Source organism: Inquilinus limosus, from assembly GCF_002195995.1.
GTDB lineage: Bacteria > Pseudomonadota > Alphaproteobacteria > DSM-16000 > Inquilinaceae > Inquilinus > Inquilinus limosus_C.
Genome location: NZ_NHON01000039.1, coordinates 37,116 through 55,592, shown reverse-complemented (window position 1 = coordinate 55,592; position 18,477 = coordinate 37,116). Strand labels below are relative to the sequence as shown.

Below are 18,477 nucleotides of genomic sequence, written 5' to 3'. Positions count from 1 at the left end.
GGCATGGGGGCGGCGACCGCCCGGGCCCTGGCCGCGGCCGGCGCGAAGGTGGCCCTGCACGACCTCAACCGCGACGCGGCCGAGGCGGTGGCGCGGGAGATCGGCGGCCTTGCCGTGGCCTGCGACGTCGGCGACGGCGACTCGGTGGCGGCGGCGCTGGAGCAGGCGCGGGCGGCGCATGGCACGGCGCGCATCGCCGTGGCCTGCGCCGGCATCGCCCCGGGCGCCCGGCTGGTCGGCCGCGACGGCCCGCACGACCCGGCGCTGTTCGAGAAGGTGATCCGCGTCAACCTGCTCGGCACCTTCCACCTGCTGCGCCTGACCGCCGCGGGGATGGCGGCGGAGGAGCCGCTGCCGGTGGCCGTCAGCGCCTCGGGCGAGCGTGGCCTGTTCGTCGCCACCGCCTCGGTCGCCGCCTATGAGGGCCAGGTCGGCCAGGTCGCCTATTCCGCCTCCAAGGGCGGTGTGGTCGGGCTGACCCTGCCGGCGGCGCGCGACCTGGCGAAGAGCGGCGTGCGGGTGATGACCGTGGCGCCGGGGCTGATCGGCACGCCGATGATCGAGGCGATGCCGCAGCAGGTGCAGGACAGCCTGATCGCCACCACGCTGTTCCCGCAGCGCCTGGGCCGGCCGGAGGAGTTCGCGCAGCTGGTGCTGCACATCGCCGCTAACGAGATGCTGAACGGGTCGGTCATCCGCCTCGACGGCGCCGTGCGCCTGGCGCCGCGATGAGCGCGGTGGCCGTGCCGCCAGGCTTCACCGCTCCGCCCTCGATCGACGACCTGATCGAGCTGGCGGAGGAAGGCTTCGAGCGCATTCCGGCGCGGCTGCGGGCGATGGTCCGCGGCGTCGCCATCCAGGTGGTGGACTTCCCGGACGACGAGACGCTGGACGAGATGGGGCTGGAAAGCCCGTTCGACCTGCTGGGCCTCTATACCGGCACGCCGTTCGGCCAGAAGACCTTCGCCATCGCCACCAGGCCGGACATGATCTTCCTCTACCGGCGGCCGATCCTCGACTACTGGTGCGAGACCGGCGAGGATCTCGGCCATGTCGTCCGCCACGTGCTGATCCACGAGATCGGCCACCATTTCGGCTTCTCCGACGACGACATGGAGGCGCTGGAGCGCGAGGCGGACGAGGCCTGAAGGGTCTCTAAGTTCGGCTTTCTTTCTTTTTTGTCATGGCGAGCCCCGAAGGGGCGTGGCCATGCAGGGCCGCTCGCACCGACCCCTGGATGGCCACGGCGCTGCGCGCCTCGCCATGACGGTTCTATTTTGGGCAAGAGTTGTCTCATTGCCGGCCTGGGAGCCCTACCCCTCCAGCAGGTGGCCGAAGGCGCGCAGGGGGCGCAGGCGGTCGCAGACGATCTTGGCGATGGCCAGCATCGGCACCGCCAGGATGGCGCCGGGGACGCCCCACATCCAGTACCAGAAGATCAGGGCCAGGATCACCGCCACCGGGTTGATGGTGAAGCGCCGGGCCAGCACCATCGGCGTGAACCACTCGCCCTCGGCGACGTGGATGCCGAGATAGAGCGCGGCGGGCAGGATCGCGATCCAGGATGGGCCGTCGGCCACCAGCCCGACCGCCAGGAACAGCGCGACACCGAAGAACGGGCCCAGGATCGGCACGAAGTTCAGGCAGAAGGCGACCGCGCCCCACAGCACCGGGGCCGGCACGCCGCAGGCCCACATCACCAGCGCCGTGGCCACGCCGACCAGGGCGTTGATCACGGTGACGGTCAGCAGATAGGCGGACAGGTCGCGCTCGATCTGCAGCGAGATCGCCACCGCCTCCCGCTTCTCCTCGAAATTGGGCAGGATCTCGACGAAGCGGCGCAGGAAGATGTCGCCGAACACCAGCAGATAGAACAGGATCAGCAGCGTCTCGAACAAATGCGAGGCGACGGTGCTGGTGCCCGAGAACACCGCGGTGACGATGTCGGTCGGGTGCTCCAGCAGCGTACCGACGCCGCCGAAATGCACGCCCATCTGCTCCAGCCGCTCCTGCAGCCGGTGCAGCGGGTCGGCGATGATGGCGAACTTGGCCTGCAGCGCCGCCCATTCGTTCGACAGGTTGCCGGCCCATTCGGCGGCGGGGCTGGTCAGCAGCGCGCCGATGCCGGCGAAGATCGCCAGCAGCAGCAGGATGGCGGCGATGGCGCCGACGCCGCGCGGAATGCGGATCTTCTCCAGCAGCCGGACCAGGGGCTGCAGCAGCAGCTTCAGCACCACGGCCAGCACGATCGGCAGGACGATGTCGCGTGCGACATAGAGGGCGACGGTCAGCGCCAGCAGGCACAGGATGCCGAGGAAGACCGTCTTTGGATCCTCCGGCAGCGGCATCTCCGGGAAATGGCCGTTGCCGTTGTGCCCGTGCGGGGCGGCCGGCGCGGCCTTCTCGGGGTCGACAGGCATGGGCGGCGGATCCTGGGGCGACGGGGGCATGGGCGGAACGGCCATCAGGCGGCGTCCGCCAGCGCGGCGGCGGCTCTGGCCCGCAGCACCGGCAGAAGGTCCGCCTCGAACCACGGGTTGCGCTTCAGCCAGCCGGTGTTGCGCCAGCTGGGATGCGGCAAGGGGATGAAGTCCGGCAGATAGTCACGCCAGTTGGCCACCGTCTCGGCCACGCTCGCCTTGCGCCGGGCGCCGAGATAGCGGGCCTGGGCCAGGCCGCCCACCAGCAGGGTCAGGCGGACCTCGGACAGCAGGGGCCGCAGCCGCGGATGCCAGGTGTCGGCGCAGATCCGCGGCGGCGGATAGTCGCCGCCCTTCGGGTCGGTGCCAGGGAAGCACAGGCCCATCGACACCAGCGCCACGCGGCCCTCGTCGTAGAAGGCGTCGGGGTCGACGCCCAGCCATTGCCGCAGCCGGTCGCCGCTGGCGTCGGTCCAGGACAGGCCGGAGGCCTGCACCCGCGCGCCGGGCGCCTGGCCGATGATCAGGAGGCGCGCGGTCGCGGCGGCGCGCAGCACCGGGCGCGGCGGGTGCGGCCAGCGGCCGGCGCAGATCCGGCAGGCCCGTGCCGCCGCCACCACCGCCGCCAGTTCATCCGTCGCCGCCGCCACTGCCATGTGACCGGTCTAGGCCGTTCGCGGGCCGCGGCCAAGCGCCGGCGATGTCCGGTCACCGATGCGTCGGCCGCGGGGCGGGCGATGGAACGCCTGTCAGAGACCGTTTGGAAATGCGCTGGCGTGAGTCGGCTGGCGGTGGTTTCGAGAACCGGAGCGCAGCGGGCATTGGCCCGTGAGCACCGGAAGCGGAGAAACCGCCGTCAGACGGCCGCGCCAGCAGCATTTACAAATAGTCTCTCAGGTCCCGATCGGGCCGCCATCGGTGCGGCGGATCACGATCACCGAGGGCCGGGGCGGCACGCCGTCCTTGAAATCCGGCCAGCGCGTGGTCACGGCGTCCAGCGTCTCGGAATCCTCGCCCGGATGCTGCACCGACAGGAACAGCGTCCGGCCGTCCGGGGTGAAGCAGGGGCTGCTGCATTCCGACCCGCGCGGCGGCGAATAGAACAGCTTCGGCAGCGCCCGGCCCGGCCCTTCGGTGTCGAGGACGTAGAGCGCGTCGTTGAAGCCGGCATCGGGCGGGCCGTCGGTACAGACATACATCCGCCCGGCCGGGTCGAAGGCGATGTTGTCGGGGTCGGTGAACCAGCCATCGGCCGAGGTGTCGGGGTGGTAGCGTGCCTGGGCCTCGGGCTTCGCCGGGTCGCCGCACAGGATGAAGATGTCCCAGCCATAGCGGGTGCCGGCGTGGTCGACCTTGCCGTCGGCGGCGGGCGGCAGCAGCTCCAGCACATGGCCCTCGGGGTTCGGCGCCCGCGGGTTGGCGGGGTTGATCTGCCCGGCCTCGATATCCTCGTTCTCGGTCAGCGCAACATAGATCTTCCCGGTGACGGGATTGACCGTGAAGCCCTCCGGCGAATCCATCGGCGTGGCGCCGGCCAGGTCGGCGGCCAGGCGGGTCTTGATCGCCACGTCGCCCTGGCTGGCGAAGCCGTTCTCGGCGGTCAGCCTGCCCTCGCCCTGCACCAGCGGCAGCCAGTCCAGCGTGTGGTCGGGGTTGAACCGGGCGACATGCAGCGTGCCCTCGTCCAGCAGGTCGCGGTTGGCGGCGCGGTCCTGCGGGTTCCAGGGCTTGGCGGTGACGAATTTGTACAGGTAGTCGAAATCGTGGTCGTCGGCCATGTAGACCACCACGCGGCCGTCCGGCGCGACGACGCAGCCGGCATTCTCATGCGCCATGCGGCCCAGCGCCGTCCGCTTTACCGGCTGCGCCCCGGGGTCGTAGGGGTCGATCTCGACCACCCAGTCGAAGCGGTGCGCCTCGTTCGGCTCGCGCTCGTAGTGGAAGCGGTCGTGGAATCGGCCCCAGCCATAGCCGTCCTCGGCCTCGTCGGCGCCGTAGCGGGCCAGCAGCGCCGCATGCTCGGACTTGGTGGGATCGCCGCCGAACCAGCCGTCGAAGCCCTCCTCGCAGGACAGCACGGTGCCCCAGGGCGTCATGCCGCCATTGCAGTTGTCGAAAGTGCCCAGCACGGTGCGCCCCTCCGGGTCCGCGGCGGTGCGCATCAGCGGATGGCCGGCGGCGGGGCCGGAGATCCGGATCGGCGTCGCCGGCGTGATCCGGCGGGCATAGCGGCTGCCGGACACCGCCTGCCAGCCGGTGCCGTCGTCCCGGACCTCGATCACCGAGCAGCCGATGGCGGCCATGGTGACCGCGACCTGCGCCTCGGTCAGCTTGCCGCCGGCATCGTCCTCGGTCAGGCCGGTCCACATCAGCTGCGGGTTCGGATATTCGTGGTTGACGAACAGCAGTCCGTGGTCGGAACGGTCGGACCCGATCGGCAGCGGCAGATAGACCAGCAGGTCGTTGTTGATGCCGAATTGCCGCTCCGCCGCCGCCGCGGTCATGGCGGCGGGGTCGAACTCCGGCGCCTCGGGCAGCACCTTGTCGCCCCAGCGGATCAGCACCTTGCGGTCGTAGCCGGCGGCGATGTGGTCATGGTCGTCCATCACCCGCGCCAGCTCGGCGAAGCCGGCGCTGCTCCCGGCCGCCTCGGCGCGGCTGCCGGGCAGGGCCAGGGCGGCGACGGTGGCGGCGGAGCCCAGCAGCAGGCCGCGGCGCGACAGGCTGGCCCGCACCAGGGCGGACAGCGGCGGGGTCTCGACCGCGGCGCTGCGCCGGATGACCCGGCCCTTGTCGGTGGTGGCATAGGTGCCGGCGGGCAGGCCGGCGAGGCGGCGCCGGGCGCGGAGGCGCTTGGTCATGGCGGGAATCCTGGCAGGGATGGACGCGGGATCCTCCGCCGGCTCGGCGATGGCCGGGTGACAGGCCGATGAAGTTTCGGTGACGGCGCGGTGGACGTCAGCGCTTGGGGAATTCGCCCGCCAGCAGCGCCTCGACCAGCTCCGGCACCAGCCGGGTCGCGGGGCCGTGGCGGCGGATGTGGAACAGGCCGGAGCCCTCGCCCGGCTCCAGGTTCAGCTCCACCGTCAGGGCGCGGGCGTCCAGCGCCTGGTGGACGAAGGCGGCCGCCGGGTAGACGGTGCCGGAGGTGCCGATCGACACGAACAGCCGGCAGCCGGCCAGCGCCACTTCGATCTCGTCCATCGCCAGCGGCATCTCGCCGAACCAGACCACGTCGGACCGCATCCCGCCGGCCTCGCCACAAGCAGGGCAGGGGGTGTCGACCGACAGGTCCCCGGCCCAGTCGCGGCCGGCGCCGCAGGACAGGCAGCGGGCGCGGTTCAGCTGGCCGTGCATGTGGATCGGCCGGCGGCTGCCGCCGCGCTCATGCAGGTCGTCGACATTCTGGGTCACCAGCAACACCGGGCCCGGCCACTCCCGCTCCAGCCGTGCCAGGGCAGCATGCGCCGGGTTCGGCCGCACCGCCGGGTCAGCCAAAGTGCGGCGACGGGCATTGTAGAAGCCATGCACCCGCTCCGGGTCGCGCGCGAAGGCCTCGGGCGTGGCCACATCCTCCAGCCGCACGCGGGTCCACACCCCGCCGGCGTCGCGGAAGGTGTCGAGGCCGCTCTCCTTGGAGATGCCGGCCCCGGTCAGGATCACGATCGGATCGCCGGGCTCGATTCGTCTCATCCTTCGATCGTGGTGGCGGCGGCGCCGGGGCGCAACGGCCCTTGTCGGCGCGCTGCGGCCCCCAATCTGTTGCCTATGACCGACGCTGCCGCCGCCCTTCCCGCCCCGCTGCCCCTGCCGCCCGATGCCCTGGCCGAGCTGGCCGGGGCCAAGGCGGTGCTGGACCAGGATTCGCTGGTGGCGCGGCTGTCGGCTTTGGCCGGGACGCCGGTCGAGGCGCTGAAGCGCAACCTGCCGGCCGGGGTGCAGTCGGCGATCGACGGCGCCGTCCGCCGCGCCCTGACCACGGCGCTGAAGGCGGCGCTGCGCAGCGGCCCGGGCCGCCGGGTGCCGCGCGGGCCGGAGGCGTGGCTGCATCGCGGCCTGGCGGCGGCCAGCGGTGCCGCCGGCGGCGGCTTCGGCCTGCCCGGCACCCTCTTGGAGCTGCCGGTCTCGACCGGCCTGCTGCTGCGCCAGATCGCGGCCGAGGCCGCGGCGGCGGGCGAGGACCCGTCTGCCACCGAGACGGCGATCGAATGCCTGAAGGTCTTCGCCATGGGCCGGCCGGACCCGTCCGACGATTCGGTCGAGACCGGCTATCTCGCCACCCGGATCGCGCTGGCCCGGGTGGTGCCGAACGCCACTGCCACGGTGATGCCGCGGCTGGTGTCGATGGTCGCCGCCCGGTTCAGCGGCCCGGTGCTGCTGAAGCTGTCGGCCCAGGCCGCTCCGGTGCTGGGCGCGGCCGCCGGCGCCGCGGTCAACCTGGCCTTCCTGGAGCATTTCCGGCGTTTGGCGCGAGCCCATTTCACCGTGCGGAGGCTGGAGCGGACCCATGGCGCCGCGGCGGTGCGGCTGGCCTATGAGAGCCTGCGCCCGGTGCCGCCGCCCGACCTGACGGCGCTGCCGCCGAGACGCCGTCGCGGCTGAAAGGCCCTTTGTCATGCCCGGGCTTGACCCGGGCATCCAGAGATGCATCGACATCTTCTGGATTGCCGGGTCAAGCCCGGCAATGACACAAGAGGAATATGCATATTTATATTGTTATATAAATCGTCATTGCGCCGAGATATGTAAATTAGAGGGGCGTGCCAACGCACGTCGTCCTATCTGCCCGAGGCTGCCATGACCACCGCCACCCTCGCCTTGCCCCTGCTCGACCTGTCCCGGCTCGACGCCGGTCCGGCGGCGCGCCAGGCCTTCCTGGACCAGCTGCGCGCGGCCGCCCGGGATGTCGGCTTCTTCTATCTCGGCGGCCACGGCGTGCCGGAGGATCTGGTGGCCCAGGTGAAGGGCGAGGCGCGCCGCTTCTTCGCCCTGCCGGAGGCCGACAAGCTGGCGATCGAGATGGTGCACTCGCCGCATTTCCGCGGCTACACCCGCGCCGCGTGGGAGCGGACGCGCGGCGAGCCGGATTGGCGCGAGCAGTTCGACATCGGGGCGGAGCGGGCGGTGATCCCGCAGGGGCCGGGCGTGCCGCCCTGGCTGCGGCTGCAGGGCCCGAACCAGTGGCCGGCGGCGCAGCCGGCGCTGCGGACCGCGCTGCTGCGCTGGCAGGCGGAGCTGACGCGCGTGGCGATCCGCCTGCTCGAGGCCTTCGCCGCGGCGCTGGGCCAGCCGGGCGACGCGCTGGAATCGATCTATGGCGACACGCCGAACCAGCACATCAAGATCATCCGCTACCCCGGCCGTGAGGCCACCGGCAGCAGCCAGGGCGTCGGTGCGCACAAGGATTCCGGATTCCTGACCCTGCTGCTGCAGGACACCCAGCGCGGGCTGCAGGTCGAGGGCGAGGACGGCCGCTGGATCGACGCCGAGCCGGTGCCGGGCACCTTCGTGGTCAATATCGGCGAGCTGCTGGAGCTGGCGACCAACGGCTATCTGCGCGCCACGGTGCACCGGGTGATCACGCCGCCGGCCGGCACCGACCGGCTGTCGGTCGCCTTCTTCCTCGGCGCCCGGCTCGACGCCACCGTGCCGCTGCTCGACCTGCCGCCGGCCTTGGCGGCGGAGGCGCGCGGCCCGGCCAGCGACCCGCAGAACCCGCTGTTCCACGATGTCGGCCCGAACTACCTGAAGGGCCGGCTGCGCTCGCACCCCGACGTGGCGCAGCGCCACTACGCCGATGTGCTGGCGGCCCAGGCCGCCGCTCCCTGAACACGCCGCATTACTCGACCTGACGGATCCCAAAGATGCTGACTACCCTGACCGCCCGCCTGGCGCGGGCGGCGATCGCTGCCGCCTTGCCCCTCGCCTTCGCCGGCGCCGCCATGGCCCAGGACGCGCCGCTGAAGGTTGCCGCCGACGCCGTGCCGCATGCCGAGATCCTGGCCTTCGTCCAGACGCAGGCGCCCGACCTGAAGCTCGACATCGTCGAGCTGTCGACCGCGGTGAACCCGAACGAGCTGCTGGCCCATGGCGATGTCGACGCCAACTACTTCCAGCACCTGCCCTATCTGCGCTCGCAGGAGCAGGCGCTGGGCGAGACCTTCGCCGTCGCCGCCACCGTGCATATCGAGCCGCTGGGCGTCTATTCCCGCAAGGCCAAGAGCTTCGCCGAGGTGACGGACGGCGGCACGGTGGCGGTCCCGAACAACGTCACCAATCTCAGCCGCGCCCTCTACCTGCTGCAGGACCAGAAGCTGATCCGGCTGAAGGATGGCTTCGCCGAGCCGGACAAGCAGCTGGCGACGCCGAACGACATCGCCGAGAACCCGAAGCACCTGAAGGTGCAGGAGGTCGAAGCGGCGCTGCTGCCGCGGGCGCTGGACGATGTCGACCTGGCGGTGATCAACGGCAACTACGCGCTGGAAGCGGGGCTGAGCCCATCCAAGGACGCGCTGGGGCTGGAGAAGGCCGAGGGCAACCCCTACGCCAACATCCTGGTGACCACGCCGAAGCTGGCCGACGACGCGCGGGTCAAGCGGCTGGCGCAGGTCCTGACCTCGCCGGCGGTCGCCAAGTTCATCCGGGAGCGATACCAGGGCTCGGTCATTCCCGTGAACGACTGACGGCCAGGTTGTCCGCCCGGACGAAGTCGATGAAGGCGCGCAGCGCCGCCGGCATCTGGCGCTGGCGCGGAGTGTACAGGAAGAAGCCCGGGAAGGGCGGCGACCAGTCCAGCAGCAGCGGCACCAGCCGCCCTTCCGCCAGCTCCGCCGCCACCATGCCTTCGAACACATAGGCGAGGCCGGCGCCGTCCAGCGCCGACCGGATCAGAAGCCGCTGGTCGTTGTTGACGATCAGCGGTCCGTTCGGGCTGACCGTCAGCTCGCGGCCATCCTTCTCGAACTCCCACGCATAGACCACGCCGCTCGGGAAGCGGTAGCCGAGGCAGGCATGCTCGGTCAGGTCGCGCGGCGTCTCCGGCCGCGGTCTTCGCGCCAGATAGGACGGGGCCGCAACCACGACCAGCCGCTGCTCGCCGCCGAAGCGCACCGCCACCATGTCGCGCTCCAGCTGCTCGCCCAGGCGGACACCGGCATCGAAGCCGCCGGCGACGATGTCGATCAGGGCGCTGGTGACCGAAACCTCCAGCCGGATCTCCGGATAGGTCTCCAGAAACCGCGCCACCATCGGCGCCAGGCTCAGCTCGGCCGCCGGAATCGAGGCGGTGATCCGCAGCGAGCCGGCGGGCTGGCGTCGGAACTGGTCGATCTCCCCGACTGCCCCCTCGATGTCGCGGAAGGCCGGCTCCAGCCGGGCCAGCAGCCTTTCGCCCGCCTCGGTCGGGGTGACGCTGCGGGTGGTGCGGTTCAGCAGGCGCACGCCCAACCGCTCTTCCAGACCCCGGATCGCATGGCTGAGGGCGGAGGCGGACAGGGCCAGCTCGACCGCCGCGCGGCGGAAGCTGCGGTGCCGCGCCACCGCGGCGAAGGCGGCCAGGTCGGGCAGGTCGGGGCGAAGCATTGCTGAATTCCGTTCAACAGCTCATGCGCATATCTACGGGTTATCGCATGATCGCCCAATCCCCATTCTCCTGGCGTGCCGCGGCGGTCAGCGCGACCGGCGGCCTCGAACGCTCAGGAGAACCATCATGGACAGACGCTCCCTCGGCCAGGACGGCACCACCGTCTCCGCCATCGGCCTCGGCTGCATGGGCATGTCCGAATTCTACGGCTCGCGCGACGATGCGCAGTCGCTCGACACGCTCGCCGCGGCGCTGGAGCACGGCGTCGACTTCCTCGACACCGCCGACATGTACGGGTCGGGGCACAATGAGGAGCTGGTCGGCCGCTTCCTGAAGGGCCGGCGCGACCAGGTGGTGCTGGCCACCAAATTCGGCATCGTGCGCGAGCCCGGCGTCGCCGGGCGGCTGATCGACAACTCGCCGGCCTATATCCGGGCCGCGGTCGAGGCCTCGCTGAAGCGCCTCGGCACCGACGTCATCGACCTCTACTACATGCACCGCCGCAACCCCGACGTGCCGGTCGAGGACTCGGTCGGCGCCATGGCGGGGCTGGTCAAGGCCGGCAAGGTCCGCCAGATCGGCCTGTCCGAGGTGTCGGCCGAAACGCTGCGCCGGGCCCATGCGGTGCACCCGATCGCGGCGGTGCAGAGCGAGTACTCGCTGTGGACCCGCGATGCGGAGCGCAACGGCGTGTTGGAGGCCTGCCGCGACCTCGGCGCCACCTTCGTTGCCTATTCGCCGCTCGGCCGCGCCTTCCTGGCCGGGGCGGTGACCGACACCTCGACTTTGCCTGCCGACGATTTCCGCCGCGTCAATCCGCGCTTCGCCGGGGACGCGCTGGCCCAGAACACGCGCCTGGTCGAGGCGCTGGGCGACTTCGCCTTCGACCTGGGCGCCAAGCCGGCCCAGGTCGCACTGGCCTGGCTGCTGGCCAAGCACGGCAACGTCGTGCCGATCCCGGGCACCAAGCGCCGCGCCTACCTGGCCGAGAACGCCGCGGCTGCCGCGATCCGGCTGACGGCGGAGCAGGTGGCGGCGCTGGACGTTCTGTTCGCACCGGAGGCCGTCGCCGGCGCGCGCTATAATGAAGCGGGTCTGAAGGACATCGGACTGTAACCATTGGACGCCTTGCCGCCCGGGTTCGTCGCGACTATCCAGGCGGCATGCGCATCCTGTTCGTCTGCACCGGCAACATCTGCCGCTCGCCGACCGCCGAGGGCGTGATGCGGGCCAGGCTGGCGGCCGTGCCGCTGGACCACGCGGTCGACAGCGCCGGCATCCAGGGCTTCCATGCCGGCGAGCCGCCGCATCCGCCGGCGATCCGGGCCGCTGCTGCCCGCGGCTACGACCTGCTGCCCCTGCGGGCCCGCAAGCTGGAACGGGCGGATTTCCGCCGCTTCGACCTGCTGCTGGCGATGGATCGCGGCCATCTCGACCGGATGCGCCGCCTGGCCGTCGCCGGCCCCGGCCGGATCGGCCTGTTCCTCGATCACGCGCCGGGGCTGGAGGGGCGGGACGTGCCAGACCCCTATTATGGCGGCAGCGCCGATTTCGAGCATGTGCTGGACCTGGTCGAGGCCGGCTGCGACGGGCTGGTCGCGGCGCTGCGCGAGGGGCGGCTGGGTTAATCCGCCACGGCGCCGGCTGCCGCCTGGCGCGTCGCCGAGGTCCGCCCCGGGCCGAAGATCGCGAAGCTGATCGCGGCCAGGATCCAGGCGCCGATGCCGCCATACAGCATCACCCAGCCGAAGCCATCGACCAGCGCCGTGTGGGCGGCGGCGCCCGACGGGTCCAGCGTCGCGAGCACCGGATAGGTCTGGGGCAGCGCGGCCAGGTTGCCGGCGGCGACGGAAGCGGCCAGCGCCTGAAGCTGCGCCGGGTCGAGCATGCCGGACAGGGTCTCGGGCAGGGACCAGCGGATTCCCTCCACCAGGATCAGCCCCATCACCGCGATGTTGATCGCCAGCGTGATCAGCCGGGCGCTGATGTCGATGCCGGACGCCATGCCCGCCCGGTTGGCGGGGACCGAGCCGGTGGTGGTGTTGGTCACCGACGTGTTGGTCAGGCCGAGCCCGATCCCCGCCAGCAGGGTGCCGGGCAGCACGGTCAGCCAACTCGCCTGCGCGACGCCGCTGCCGACCCACATCAGCAGGAAGCCCGTCCCCATCGCCGCCATGCCGAGCGGGATCACCAGGCGCGGGCCGCCGCGCTGCAGCAGCCGGTCGGCCAGCGGCGGCATCACCAGGAACGGGATGGTGTAGGCCAGCAGCAGGAAACCGACCGACCGGCTGTCGAGGCCCAGCCCGCCCTGGAAGTAGATCGGCAGGTAGATCATGAACGGCCAGTAGCACCAGTTCATGCCGATGCAGCCGATGATCGCGCCGCTGAAGCGGCGGATGCGGAACACCGAGAAGTCGAACATCGGATGCGGATTGACCCGCTCCGCCACCAGGAAGCCGGCGAAGGCGGCCAGGGTCAGGACGGCCAGGCCGATCGCAAGGGCACGGTCCAGCTCCATCCCCTGGGTGATCAGGAAGGCCAGGCCGAACACCGCCAGCGTCAGGGTGACGATGCCGGCGACGTCCAGCGTCTGCGCATGCGGGTCGCGCGATTCGCGGATGCCGATCAGGGCCGGGATCAGCGCCAGCACGGTCAGCGGCACATGGATCAGGAACACCCAGTGCCAGCTGGACCAACTGGCGATCAGCCCACCGATGATCGGGCCGAAGCCGAGGCCGACGCCGCTGATCACGCCCCAGGCGGTGAAGGCGCGGCCGCGCTCGCGCTCGTCCTGGAACTGATGCGAGATGATCGCGATGGCGCAGGTCAGCATGGCGCCGCCGGCCAGGCCCTGCAGGAAGCGGGCGGCGATCAGCAGCGACACGTCGTCGGCCAGGCCGCACATCAGCGAGGTGGCGCCGAAGCCGACGGTGACGACGGTGAAAACCCGCTTGCGGCCGTAGCGGTCGGCCAGCGTGCCCGTCGCCATCAGCACCGTCGTGCAGGCGATGGTGTAGGCGTTCATGATCCATTGCAGACCGCGGAAATCGGCGGGCAGCGCGGTCTCCAGCGTCGGCAGGATCACCGGCACGCTGGAGATCTCGAGGCCGAACATCAGCGTGGCCAGGCACACGCCGACCAGGGCGGCCATGTTCCGGGCGCCCATTCTTGGGGAGGACAGAGCCATGATCCTTCTCTCGAAGCGACAGGCCGCGCCGCCGCGCAAAAGCTTTGCGCGACCGGTTCCGGCGCGGAGGGTGTCGGTGGGGGCTCGATCGGGCCTGGACCTGAATCTGGTCAATCAGCTTTCATGATGGAAATGAATTAATTTTGTGGCGTCCATTTTCCGCCATCATATATTTGGCAGATGGATTTCGATCCCGCCCTGCTGCGCGCCTTCGTCGCCGTGCATGAATCCGGCGGCTTCACCCGTGCGGCCGAACGGCTGCATCTGACCCAGTCCGCCGTCAGCCACCAGATCCGGCGGCTGGAGGAACAGATCGGCCGGCCGCTGCTGCAACGGACCACCCGCAAGCTGCTGCTGACCGAGGACGGCCAGGAGTTCCTGCGCCATGCCGAGCAGATCCTGCAGGCGCAGGAGGCGCTGACCCGGCGCTTCCTGCCCTCCTCGGTCTCCGGCGTCGTCCGCTTCGGCGTGCCGGAGAATTTTCTCGGCGACCGGCTGCCGCATCTGCTGCGCCGCTATGCCCGCGATTACCCCCAGGTGCGGCTGGAGGTGTCGGTCAGCGTCTGCCTCGACCTGCGGGCCAAGGTCGAGGCCGGCGAGTTGGACCTCGCCGTGGTGATGTCGCGGCCGGGGGAGACCGGCGGCACCGTGCTGAAGCGGACGCAGTTCGTCTGGGCCGCGGCCGACAGCTTCGACTGGGCGCCGGGGACATCGCTGCCGCTCGCCCTTGCCCCGCCGCCCTGCCCCTGCCGCGCCATCGCCGTCGACGCCATCAGCGCTTCGGGCGTCGAGTGGCATACCGGCTTCACCTCGGCCAACCAGCACGGGCTGCGGGCGGCGGTGCTGGCGGGGCTGGCCGCCTCGATGATCGCGCGGGACGAGATCGAGCCGGGGATGAAGATCCTCGACCACCGCCACGGGCTGCCGCCGCTGCCGGAGGTGGAGTTCGCGCTGATCTGGCGGCCCGGCACCACCTTGCCCTGCGCGCGCGAGCTCGGCCGGCTGATCGTGGAATCGGCGGATGCTGTTCCAGCGCCTCTCGCCCGGGCGGTCTAGGCGGCGTCCTGGGTTTCCGCCGGGGCGCCCGATCCCAGCCGCGACTGCACGAAGTCGATGAAGGCGCGCACCTTGGCCGGGGGCAGGTGGCGCGACGGGTACAGGGCATAGAGCGGGAAGCTCTCGCCGGTCCAGTCCGGCAGCAGCTCGACCAGCTCGCCGCGATCAATCAGGCGCTGCACGCCGATCGCCTTGACCCGGGCGATGCCCACCCCCTCCAGGCAGGCGCCGAGCATGGTGCCGAATTCCGCCACCATCAGCCGTCCGGTCGCCCGCACCTCCGCCACCTCGGCGCCGCGCCGGTAGGTCCAGCTGTCGATCGGCTGGCCGGAGGCGGAGTCGCGCACCTGGATGCAGGCGTGGCGGGCCAGGTCGGCCGGCGCCTCCGGCCGGCCATGCGCGGCGGCATAGGCCGGCGAGGCGACGGTGATCGTCCGCGTCTCCAGCAGCTTCCTCGACACCAGGGAGGAGTCCGGCGGGTGGCCGAAGCGCATGGCGATGTCGAAGCCCTCGCCCACCAGGTCGCCCAGCTGGTCCTTGGCCACCAGCTCCAGCGTCAACTCCGGGTACAGCGACAGGAACTCCGGGATGTGCGGCGTGAACAGCAGGCGCGAGAAGAAGGCGTCGACATTCACCCGCAGCCGGCCGCGCACGGCGATGGCGGAGCCGGCGGTGACGGTGACGGCGTCCTCGATCCCGGTCAGCAGCGGCACGACCTCGGAATAGAGACGGCGGCCCTCATCGGTCAGGGCCACGGCGCGCGTGGTGCGGTCCAGCAGCCGGACGCCGACTCGTGCCTCCAGCCGCGCCACCGCCCGGCTGACGCCGGAGCGGGACAGGCCCAGCGCCTCGGCCGCGCGGGCGAAGCTGCCGCCTTCGACCACGGCGGCCAGCACGCCGATGGTCGAGATCACCCGTCCGTCGAAGGCCATCGCGTCCTCCGTTGAATCCGAGTCATCAGTCTTATGACTCAATGGCGCTCACGGCAACGGTCTGGCGCCCCTAGATCTTCGGCATCCGCTGAAGGAGACCGAAGGATGTATGCGATCACGGGAATCACCGGCCAGGTGGGCGGCACGCTCGCCCGGCAGCTGCTGGCGGCCGGCGAGAAGGTACGGGCTGTTGTGCGCGATGCGCGCAAGGGCGAGGCCTGGGCGGCGCAGGGCTGCGAGGTCGCCGTCGCCGGGCTGGACGATGCAGCGGCCCTGACCAAGGCCTTCGCCGGCACCACGGCCGTCTTCGTCTTGGCGCCGCCGGTGTTCGACCCGGCGCCCGGCTATCCCGAGGCGTGCCGGCTGGCCGGCACGCTGGTGCAGGCGCTGACGGCGGCCCGGCCGGGCCGGGTGCTGGAGCTGTCGACCATCGGCGCCGATGCGGCGCAGGACAATCTGCTGTCGCAGCACACGCTGCTGGAGGCGGCGCTGCGCGGCCTGCCGATGCCGCTGACGATCCTGCGGCCGGCCTGGTTCGTCGAGAACGCCGCCTGGGACGTGGCCTCGGCGCGCGATGAGGGCGTCATCCATAGCTTCCTGGCGCCGACGAACCGGCCGGTGCCGATGGTGGCGACCGCGGATATCGGGCGCGTGGCGGCCGAGCTGATCCGCGAGGACTGGACGGGCCAGCGCGTGGTCGAGCTGGAGGGGCCGCGCCGGGTGTCGCCGGACGACCTGGCCGCCGCCTTCGCCGCCGCCCTCGGCCGGCCGGTGCGGGCCGAGCCGGTGCCGCGCGAGAGCTGGGAGGGCTTGTTCCGGTCCCAGGGCATGAAGAACCCCGGCCCCCGCATCCGCATGCTCGACGGGTTCAACGAGGGCTGGATCGACTTCCCGGACGGCCGCGCGCTGAAGGGCCGGGTCGAGGCGGCGGAGGTGATCGCCGGGCTGGTCGCGCGCGGCTGAGCAGCCCTTCGGCCAGCTATGCTATCGTCGGCGGGACTCGGGGATGTCGGATTGAGATGACTCTTCTGCGCATATGTCTGGTGCTCATCCTCGGCCTGTCCGGCCCAGCGGCCTGGGCCGACGACTGGCCGCCTTTGCCGAAGCAGGGCTTCATCACCGGGCGGGCGGCGCAGGCCGCCGATGTGCAGAATGGCGATGCTGTCTTCGTCGCGGCCGTCGACGGCCATGTTATCGGCCGGCCGATGGCGGTCCAGATTCCGCAATATGTCACGGTGAAAGGGCCACCCCGGGTCAAGGGCGTCCTTGTCCAGGCCGAGGAGGCCCAGGGCGTGGCGATGTACGGCATCCTGACCGCCGACGGCCAGTCGCTGGTCACCCTGTCCTCGGAGGTCGAGCTGCTGGGAACCAAGCGGCCCAGATAAAGCTGTCGCACTACCCCTTGATCGCCCCCGCGGTCAGGCCGGCGACGATCTTGCGCTGGAAGATCAGCACCAGGGCGATCAGGGGCAGGGTCACCACCACCGAGGCCGCCATGATCGGGCCGAACGGGTATTCGTAGCGGCTGCCGCCGGAGATGGTGGCGATCGCCACCGGCACCGTCCGGTTCTCGTCCGACAGGATGAAGGTCAGGGCGAACAGGAACTCGTTCCAGGCCTGGATGAAGGCCAGCAGGCCGGTCGAGGCCAAAGCCGGGCCCATCAGAGGCAGCAGCACGCTGACCAGCACCCGGCCGCGGCTGGCGCCATCCATCAGCGCCGCCTCCTCCAGCTCGCGCGGGATGTCCTGGATGAAGCCGGTCAGCACCCAGACGGTGAAGGGCAGGGTGAAGATCAGATAGGCGAAGGTCAGCGACCCCACGCGGTTGTACAGGCCGAACCAGCGCACCAGCTCGAACATCCCGGACAGCACCACGATCTGCGGGAAGATCGAGATCATCAGGATCACCAGCAGCACCGTCCGCCGCAGCGGGAAATCCAGCCGGCCCAGCGCATAGGCGGCGCCGATGGCCAGCAGCAGCGAGATCCCGGTGGCCGAGCCGGCGACGATCAGCGAGTTGACGATCGAGCCCAGGAACACCGGGTCGTGCAGCAGCGCCTTGTAATAGACCAGCTCGAAGGCCGGCAGCAGCGTCGCCTCGAACAGCGACGCCCCGGTCTTCAGCGACGACACGATCGCCCAGTAATACGGGAACAGGGTGTAGACCAGCACCAGCACGACGGCGAAGCCGAGGCCGATGGTCCTCAGCACCCGGCGCCGGCGATAGCGGGCGACGGCGCGGGCCAGGGCGTGACCGGGGGCGGCGGCGATGGTCATCGCAGGCTGGTCCGGTCCAGCCGGATTGCGCCGATGATGACGATGGCGATCAGGGCGATCAGCAGGAACACCCAGGTCGAGGCGGCGGAGCCGTAGCCCAGCTCCTGGAAGCTGACCAGGTGGTTGCGGGCATAGATCGTCATGGTCATGGTCGGGTCGCCATTGCCGCCGAGCACGTAGCTGAGGTCGAACATCCGCAGCGCGTCGAGGGTGCGGAACAGCACGGCGACGCCGATCGGCACCCGCAGCATCGGCAGGGTGATCGACCGCAACCGCTTCCACCAGGACACGCCATCGACCCGCGCCGCCTCGTGGATCTCGGCCGGGATCAGCTGTAGCCCGGCCAGGATCAGCAGCACCATGAAGGGCGTGGTGATCCAGACATCGACGAAGATGACGACGCCCAGCGCCAGCGACGGGTCGGCGGTCCAGGCCACGCCCTTGTCGATCAGGTGCAGGTCGATCAGCAGGCGGTTGATGATACCGAACTGGTCGTGCAGCAGCCATTCCCAGATCTTGGCCGAGACCACGACCGGGATCGACCACGGCACCAGGATGGCGGCGCGCAGCACGCCGCGGCCGGGGATCGCCTCGTTCAGCAAGAGCGCGATGGCGAGGCCCAGAAGCGTCTCCAGCGCCACCGAGACGATGGTGAAGACCAGCGTGTTCTCGACCGCCCGCCACCATTGCGGGTCGCGGGCGACGTCGACGAAGTTGTCGAGCCAGACGAAGCCGTAATTCGTCGGATCGTCGAGGAAGGCGTCGGTGGTGGAGAAGAACAGCGTGCGCAGCAGCGGCCACAGCGCCACCAGAGCGAGGGCCGCCAGCGTCGGCGCCAGGAACAGCCACCCGGCCCGGCGATGCGATCGGGCGACGCGACCGGTCATGGGGCGAGCGTCCCTGGGCCGGTGCAAACCCCCTCACCCTCCCGTCGCCTTCGGCGCCGGGCCCCTCCCTCTCCCCAAGGAGAGGGTTGAATCACCTCTCCCCCGGGGAGAGGTCGGAATCGCGGAGCGATTCCGG

General features: G+C 70.9%; 19 protein-coding genes. 10 read left to right on the top strand and 9 right to left on the bottom strand.

The annotated features are described in order from the left end of the window. Together BWR60_RS20345 and BWR60_RS20340 are read left to right on the top strand one after the other, a co-directional pair. On the top strand, positions 1-732 hold a 732-nt coding region (locus BWR60_RS20345), incomplete at its 5' end, for an SDR family oxidoreductase (RefSeq protein ID WP_088152842.1). Further along, the gene (locus BWR60_RS20340; RefSeq protein WP_088152838.1) at positions 729-1,148 is read left to right on the top strand and encodes a metallopeptidase family protein; all 420 of its coding nucleotides are present in this window, start codon (positions 729-731) and stop codon (positions 1,146-1,148) included. The genes BWR60_RS20345 and BWR60_RS20340, both read left to right, overlap by 4 nt. 165 nt (positions 1,149-1,313) lie before the next feature. Here BWR60_RS20340 and BWR60_RS20335 read toward each other — a convergent pair whose 3' ends face one another. The 4 genes from BWR60_RS20335 to BWR60_RS20320 all read right to left on the bottom strand — a co-directional run bounded on the left by BWR60_RS20335 (position 1,314) and on the right by BWR60_RS20320 (position 6,113). Next, positions 1,314-2,420 (bottom strand): AI-2E family transporter, encoded by a 1,107-nt coding sequence (locus BWR60_RS20335; RefSeq protein WP_179221857.1) that lies wholly within the window; start codon positions 2,418-2,420, stop codon positions 1,314-1,316. 44 nt (positions 2,421-2,464) lie between these two features. After that, a complete protein-coding gene (locus tag BWR60_RS20330; RefSeq protein WP_088152836.1) occupies positions 2,465-3,076 on the bottom strand; it encodes a uracil-DNA glycosylase family protein in 612 nt (203 codons plus the stop codon). 237 nt (positions 3,077-3,313) lie between these two features. Beyond that, positions 3,314-5,281, bottom strand: a complete 1,968-nt coding sequence (locus BWR60_RS20325) for a PhoX family protein (protein ID WP_088152835.1) — start codon at positions 5,279-5,281, stop codon at positions 3,314-3,316. Between the two features lie 97 nt (positions 5,282-5,378). Continuing rightward, positions 5,379-6,113, bottom strand: a complete 735-nt coding sequence (locus tag BWR60_RS20320; protein WP_088152834.1) for an NAD-dependent deacylase — start codon at positions 6,111-6,113, stop codon at positions 5,379-5,381. Positions 6,114-6,188: 75 nt separating this feature from the next. On the opposite strand from BWR60_RS20320, the gene BWR60_RS20315 reads away from it, so the two are divergent. The 3 genes from BWR60_RS20315 to BWR60_RS20305 all read left to right on the top strand — a co-directional run bounded on the left by BWR60_RS20315 (position 6,189) and on the right by BWR60_RS20305 (position 9,103). After that, positions 6,189-7,022, top strand: coding sequence for an EcsC family protein (locus BWR60_RS20315; protein ID WP_088152833.1), 834 nt, complete (start codon positions 6,189-6,191; stop codon positions 7,020-7,022). 195 nt (positions 7,023-7,217) lie between these two features. Further along, positions 7,218-8,249 carry an isopenicillin N synthase family dioxygenase gene (locus BWR60_RS20310; RefSeq protein ID WP_088152832.1) on the top strand — a complete coding sequence of 344 codons (1,032 nt, stop codon included), beginning with the start codon at positions 7,218-7,220 and terminating at the stop codon, positions 8,247-8,249. A 35-nt stretch (positions 8,250-8,284) separates the two neighbouring features. Beyond that, the gene (locus BWR60_RS20305; protein ID WP_088152831.1) at positions 8,285-9,103 is read left to right on the top strand and encodes a MetQ/NlpA family ABC transporter substrate-binding protein; all 819 of its coding nucleotides are present in this window, start codon (positions 8,285-8,287) and stop codon (positions 9,101-9,103) included. On the opposite strand, the gene BWR60_RS20300 is transcribed toward BWR60_RS20305, so the two are convergent. Continuing rightward, the gene (locus tag BWR60_RS20300) at positions 9,084-10,001 is read right to left on the bottom strand and encodes a LysR family transcriptional regulator (RefSeq protein ID WP_088152830.1); all 918 of its coding nucleotides are present in this window, start codon (positions 9,999-10,001) and stop codon (positions 9,084-9,086) included. The two genes, BWR60_RS20305 and BWR60_RS20300, sit on opposite strands and share 20 nt — an antisense overlap. Positions 10,002-10,128: 127 nt before the next feature. Between BWR60_RS20300 and BWR60_RS20295 the strand changes: the two genes are divergently transcribed. Both BWR60_RS20295 and BWR60_RS20290 read left to right on the top strand, forming a co-directional pair. Then, positions 10,129-11,118, top strand: a complete 990-nt coding sequence (locus BWR60_RS20295; protein ID WP_088152829.1) for an aldo/keto reductase — start codon at positions 10,129-10,131, stop codon at positions 11,116-11,118. A 47-nt stretch (positions 11,119-11,165) separates the two neighbouring features. Continuing rightward, the gene (locus BWR60_RS20290) at positions 11,166-11,630 is read left to right on the top strand and encodes a low molecular weight protein-tyrosine-phosphatase (protein ID WP_088152828.1); all 465 of its coding nucleotides are present in this window, start codon (positions 11,166-11,168) and stop codon (positions 11,628-11,630) included. Here BWR60_RS20290 and BWR60_RS20285 read toward each other — a convergent pair. Continuing rightward, a complete protein-coding gene (locus tag BWR60_RS20285) occupies positions 11,627-13,189 on the bottom strand; it encodes an MFS transporter (RefSeq protein ID WP_088152827.1) in 1,563 nt (520 codons plus the stop codon). The genes BWR60_RS20290 and BWR60_RS20285 overlap by 4 nt on opposite strands. A gap of 180 nt (positions 13,190-13,369) precedes the next feature. Here BWR60_RS20285 and BWR60_RS20280 point away from each other — a divergent pair, with 180 nt between their 5' ends. Continuing rightward, the gene (locus BWR60_RS20280) at positions 13,370-14,245 is read left to right on the top strand and encodes a LysR family transcriptional regulator (protein WP_088152826.1); all 876 of its coding nucleotides are present in this window, start codon (positions 13,370-13,372) and stop codon (positions 14,243-14,245) included. Here BWR60_RS20280 and BWR60_RS20275 read toward each other — a convergent pair. Next, a complete protein-coding gene (locus BWR60_RS20275; protein ID WP_088152825.1) occupies positions 14,242-15,177 on the bottom strand; it encodes a LysR family transcriptional regulator in 936 nt (311 codons plus the stop codon). The two genes, BWR60_RS20280 and BWR60_RS20275, sit on opposite strands and share 4 nt — an antisense overlap. A gap of 105 nt (positions 15,178-15,282) precedes the next feature. On the opposite strand from BWR60_RS20275, the gene BWR60_RS20270 reads away from it, so the two are divergent. Both BWR60_RS20270 and BWR60_RS20265 read left to right on the top strand, forming a co-directional pair. Beyond that, positions 15,283-16,140, top strand: a complete 858-nt coding sequence (locus BWR60_RS20270; protein ID WP_088152824.1) for an NAD(P)H-binding protein — start codon at positions 15,283-15,285, stop codon at positions 16,138-16,140. Between the two features lie 56 nt (positions 16,141-16,196). Next, positions 16,197-16,562, top strand: a complete 366-nt coding sequence (locus BWR60_RS20265) for a hypothetical protein (RefSeq protein ID WP_144445679.1) — start codon at positions 16,197-16,199, stop codon at positions 16,560-16,562. Positions 16,563-16,572: 10 nt separating this feature from the next. Here the strand turns inward: BWR60_RS20265 and BWR60_RS20260 are convergent, their stop codons facing one another. Both BWR60_RS20260 and BWR60_RS20255 read right to left on the bottom strand, forming a co-directional pair. Continuing rightward, positions 16,573-17,454 carry a carbohydrate ABC transporter permease gene (locus BWR60_RS20260; protein ID WP_088152822.1) on the bottom strand — a complete coding sequence of 294 codons (882 nt, stop codon included), beginning with the start codon at positions 17,452-17,454 and terminating at the stop codon, positions 16,573-16,575. After that, the gene (locus tag BWR60_RS20255; protein WP_088152821.1) at positions 17,451-18,341 is read right to left on the bottom strand and encodes a carbohydrate ABC transporter permease; all 891 of its coding nucleotides are present in this window, start codon (positions 18,339-18,341) and stop codon (positions 17,451-17,453) included. Before BWR60_RS20255 ends, BWR60_RS20260 begins: the two co-directional genes overlap by 4 nt. Positions 18,342-18,477: the final 136 nt, after the last annotated feature.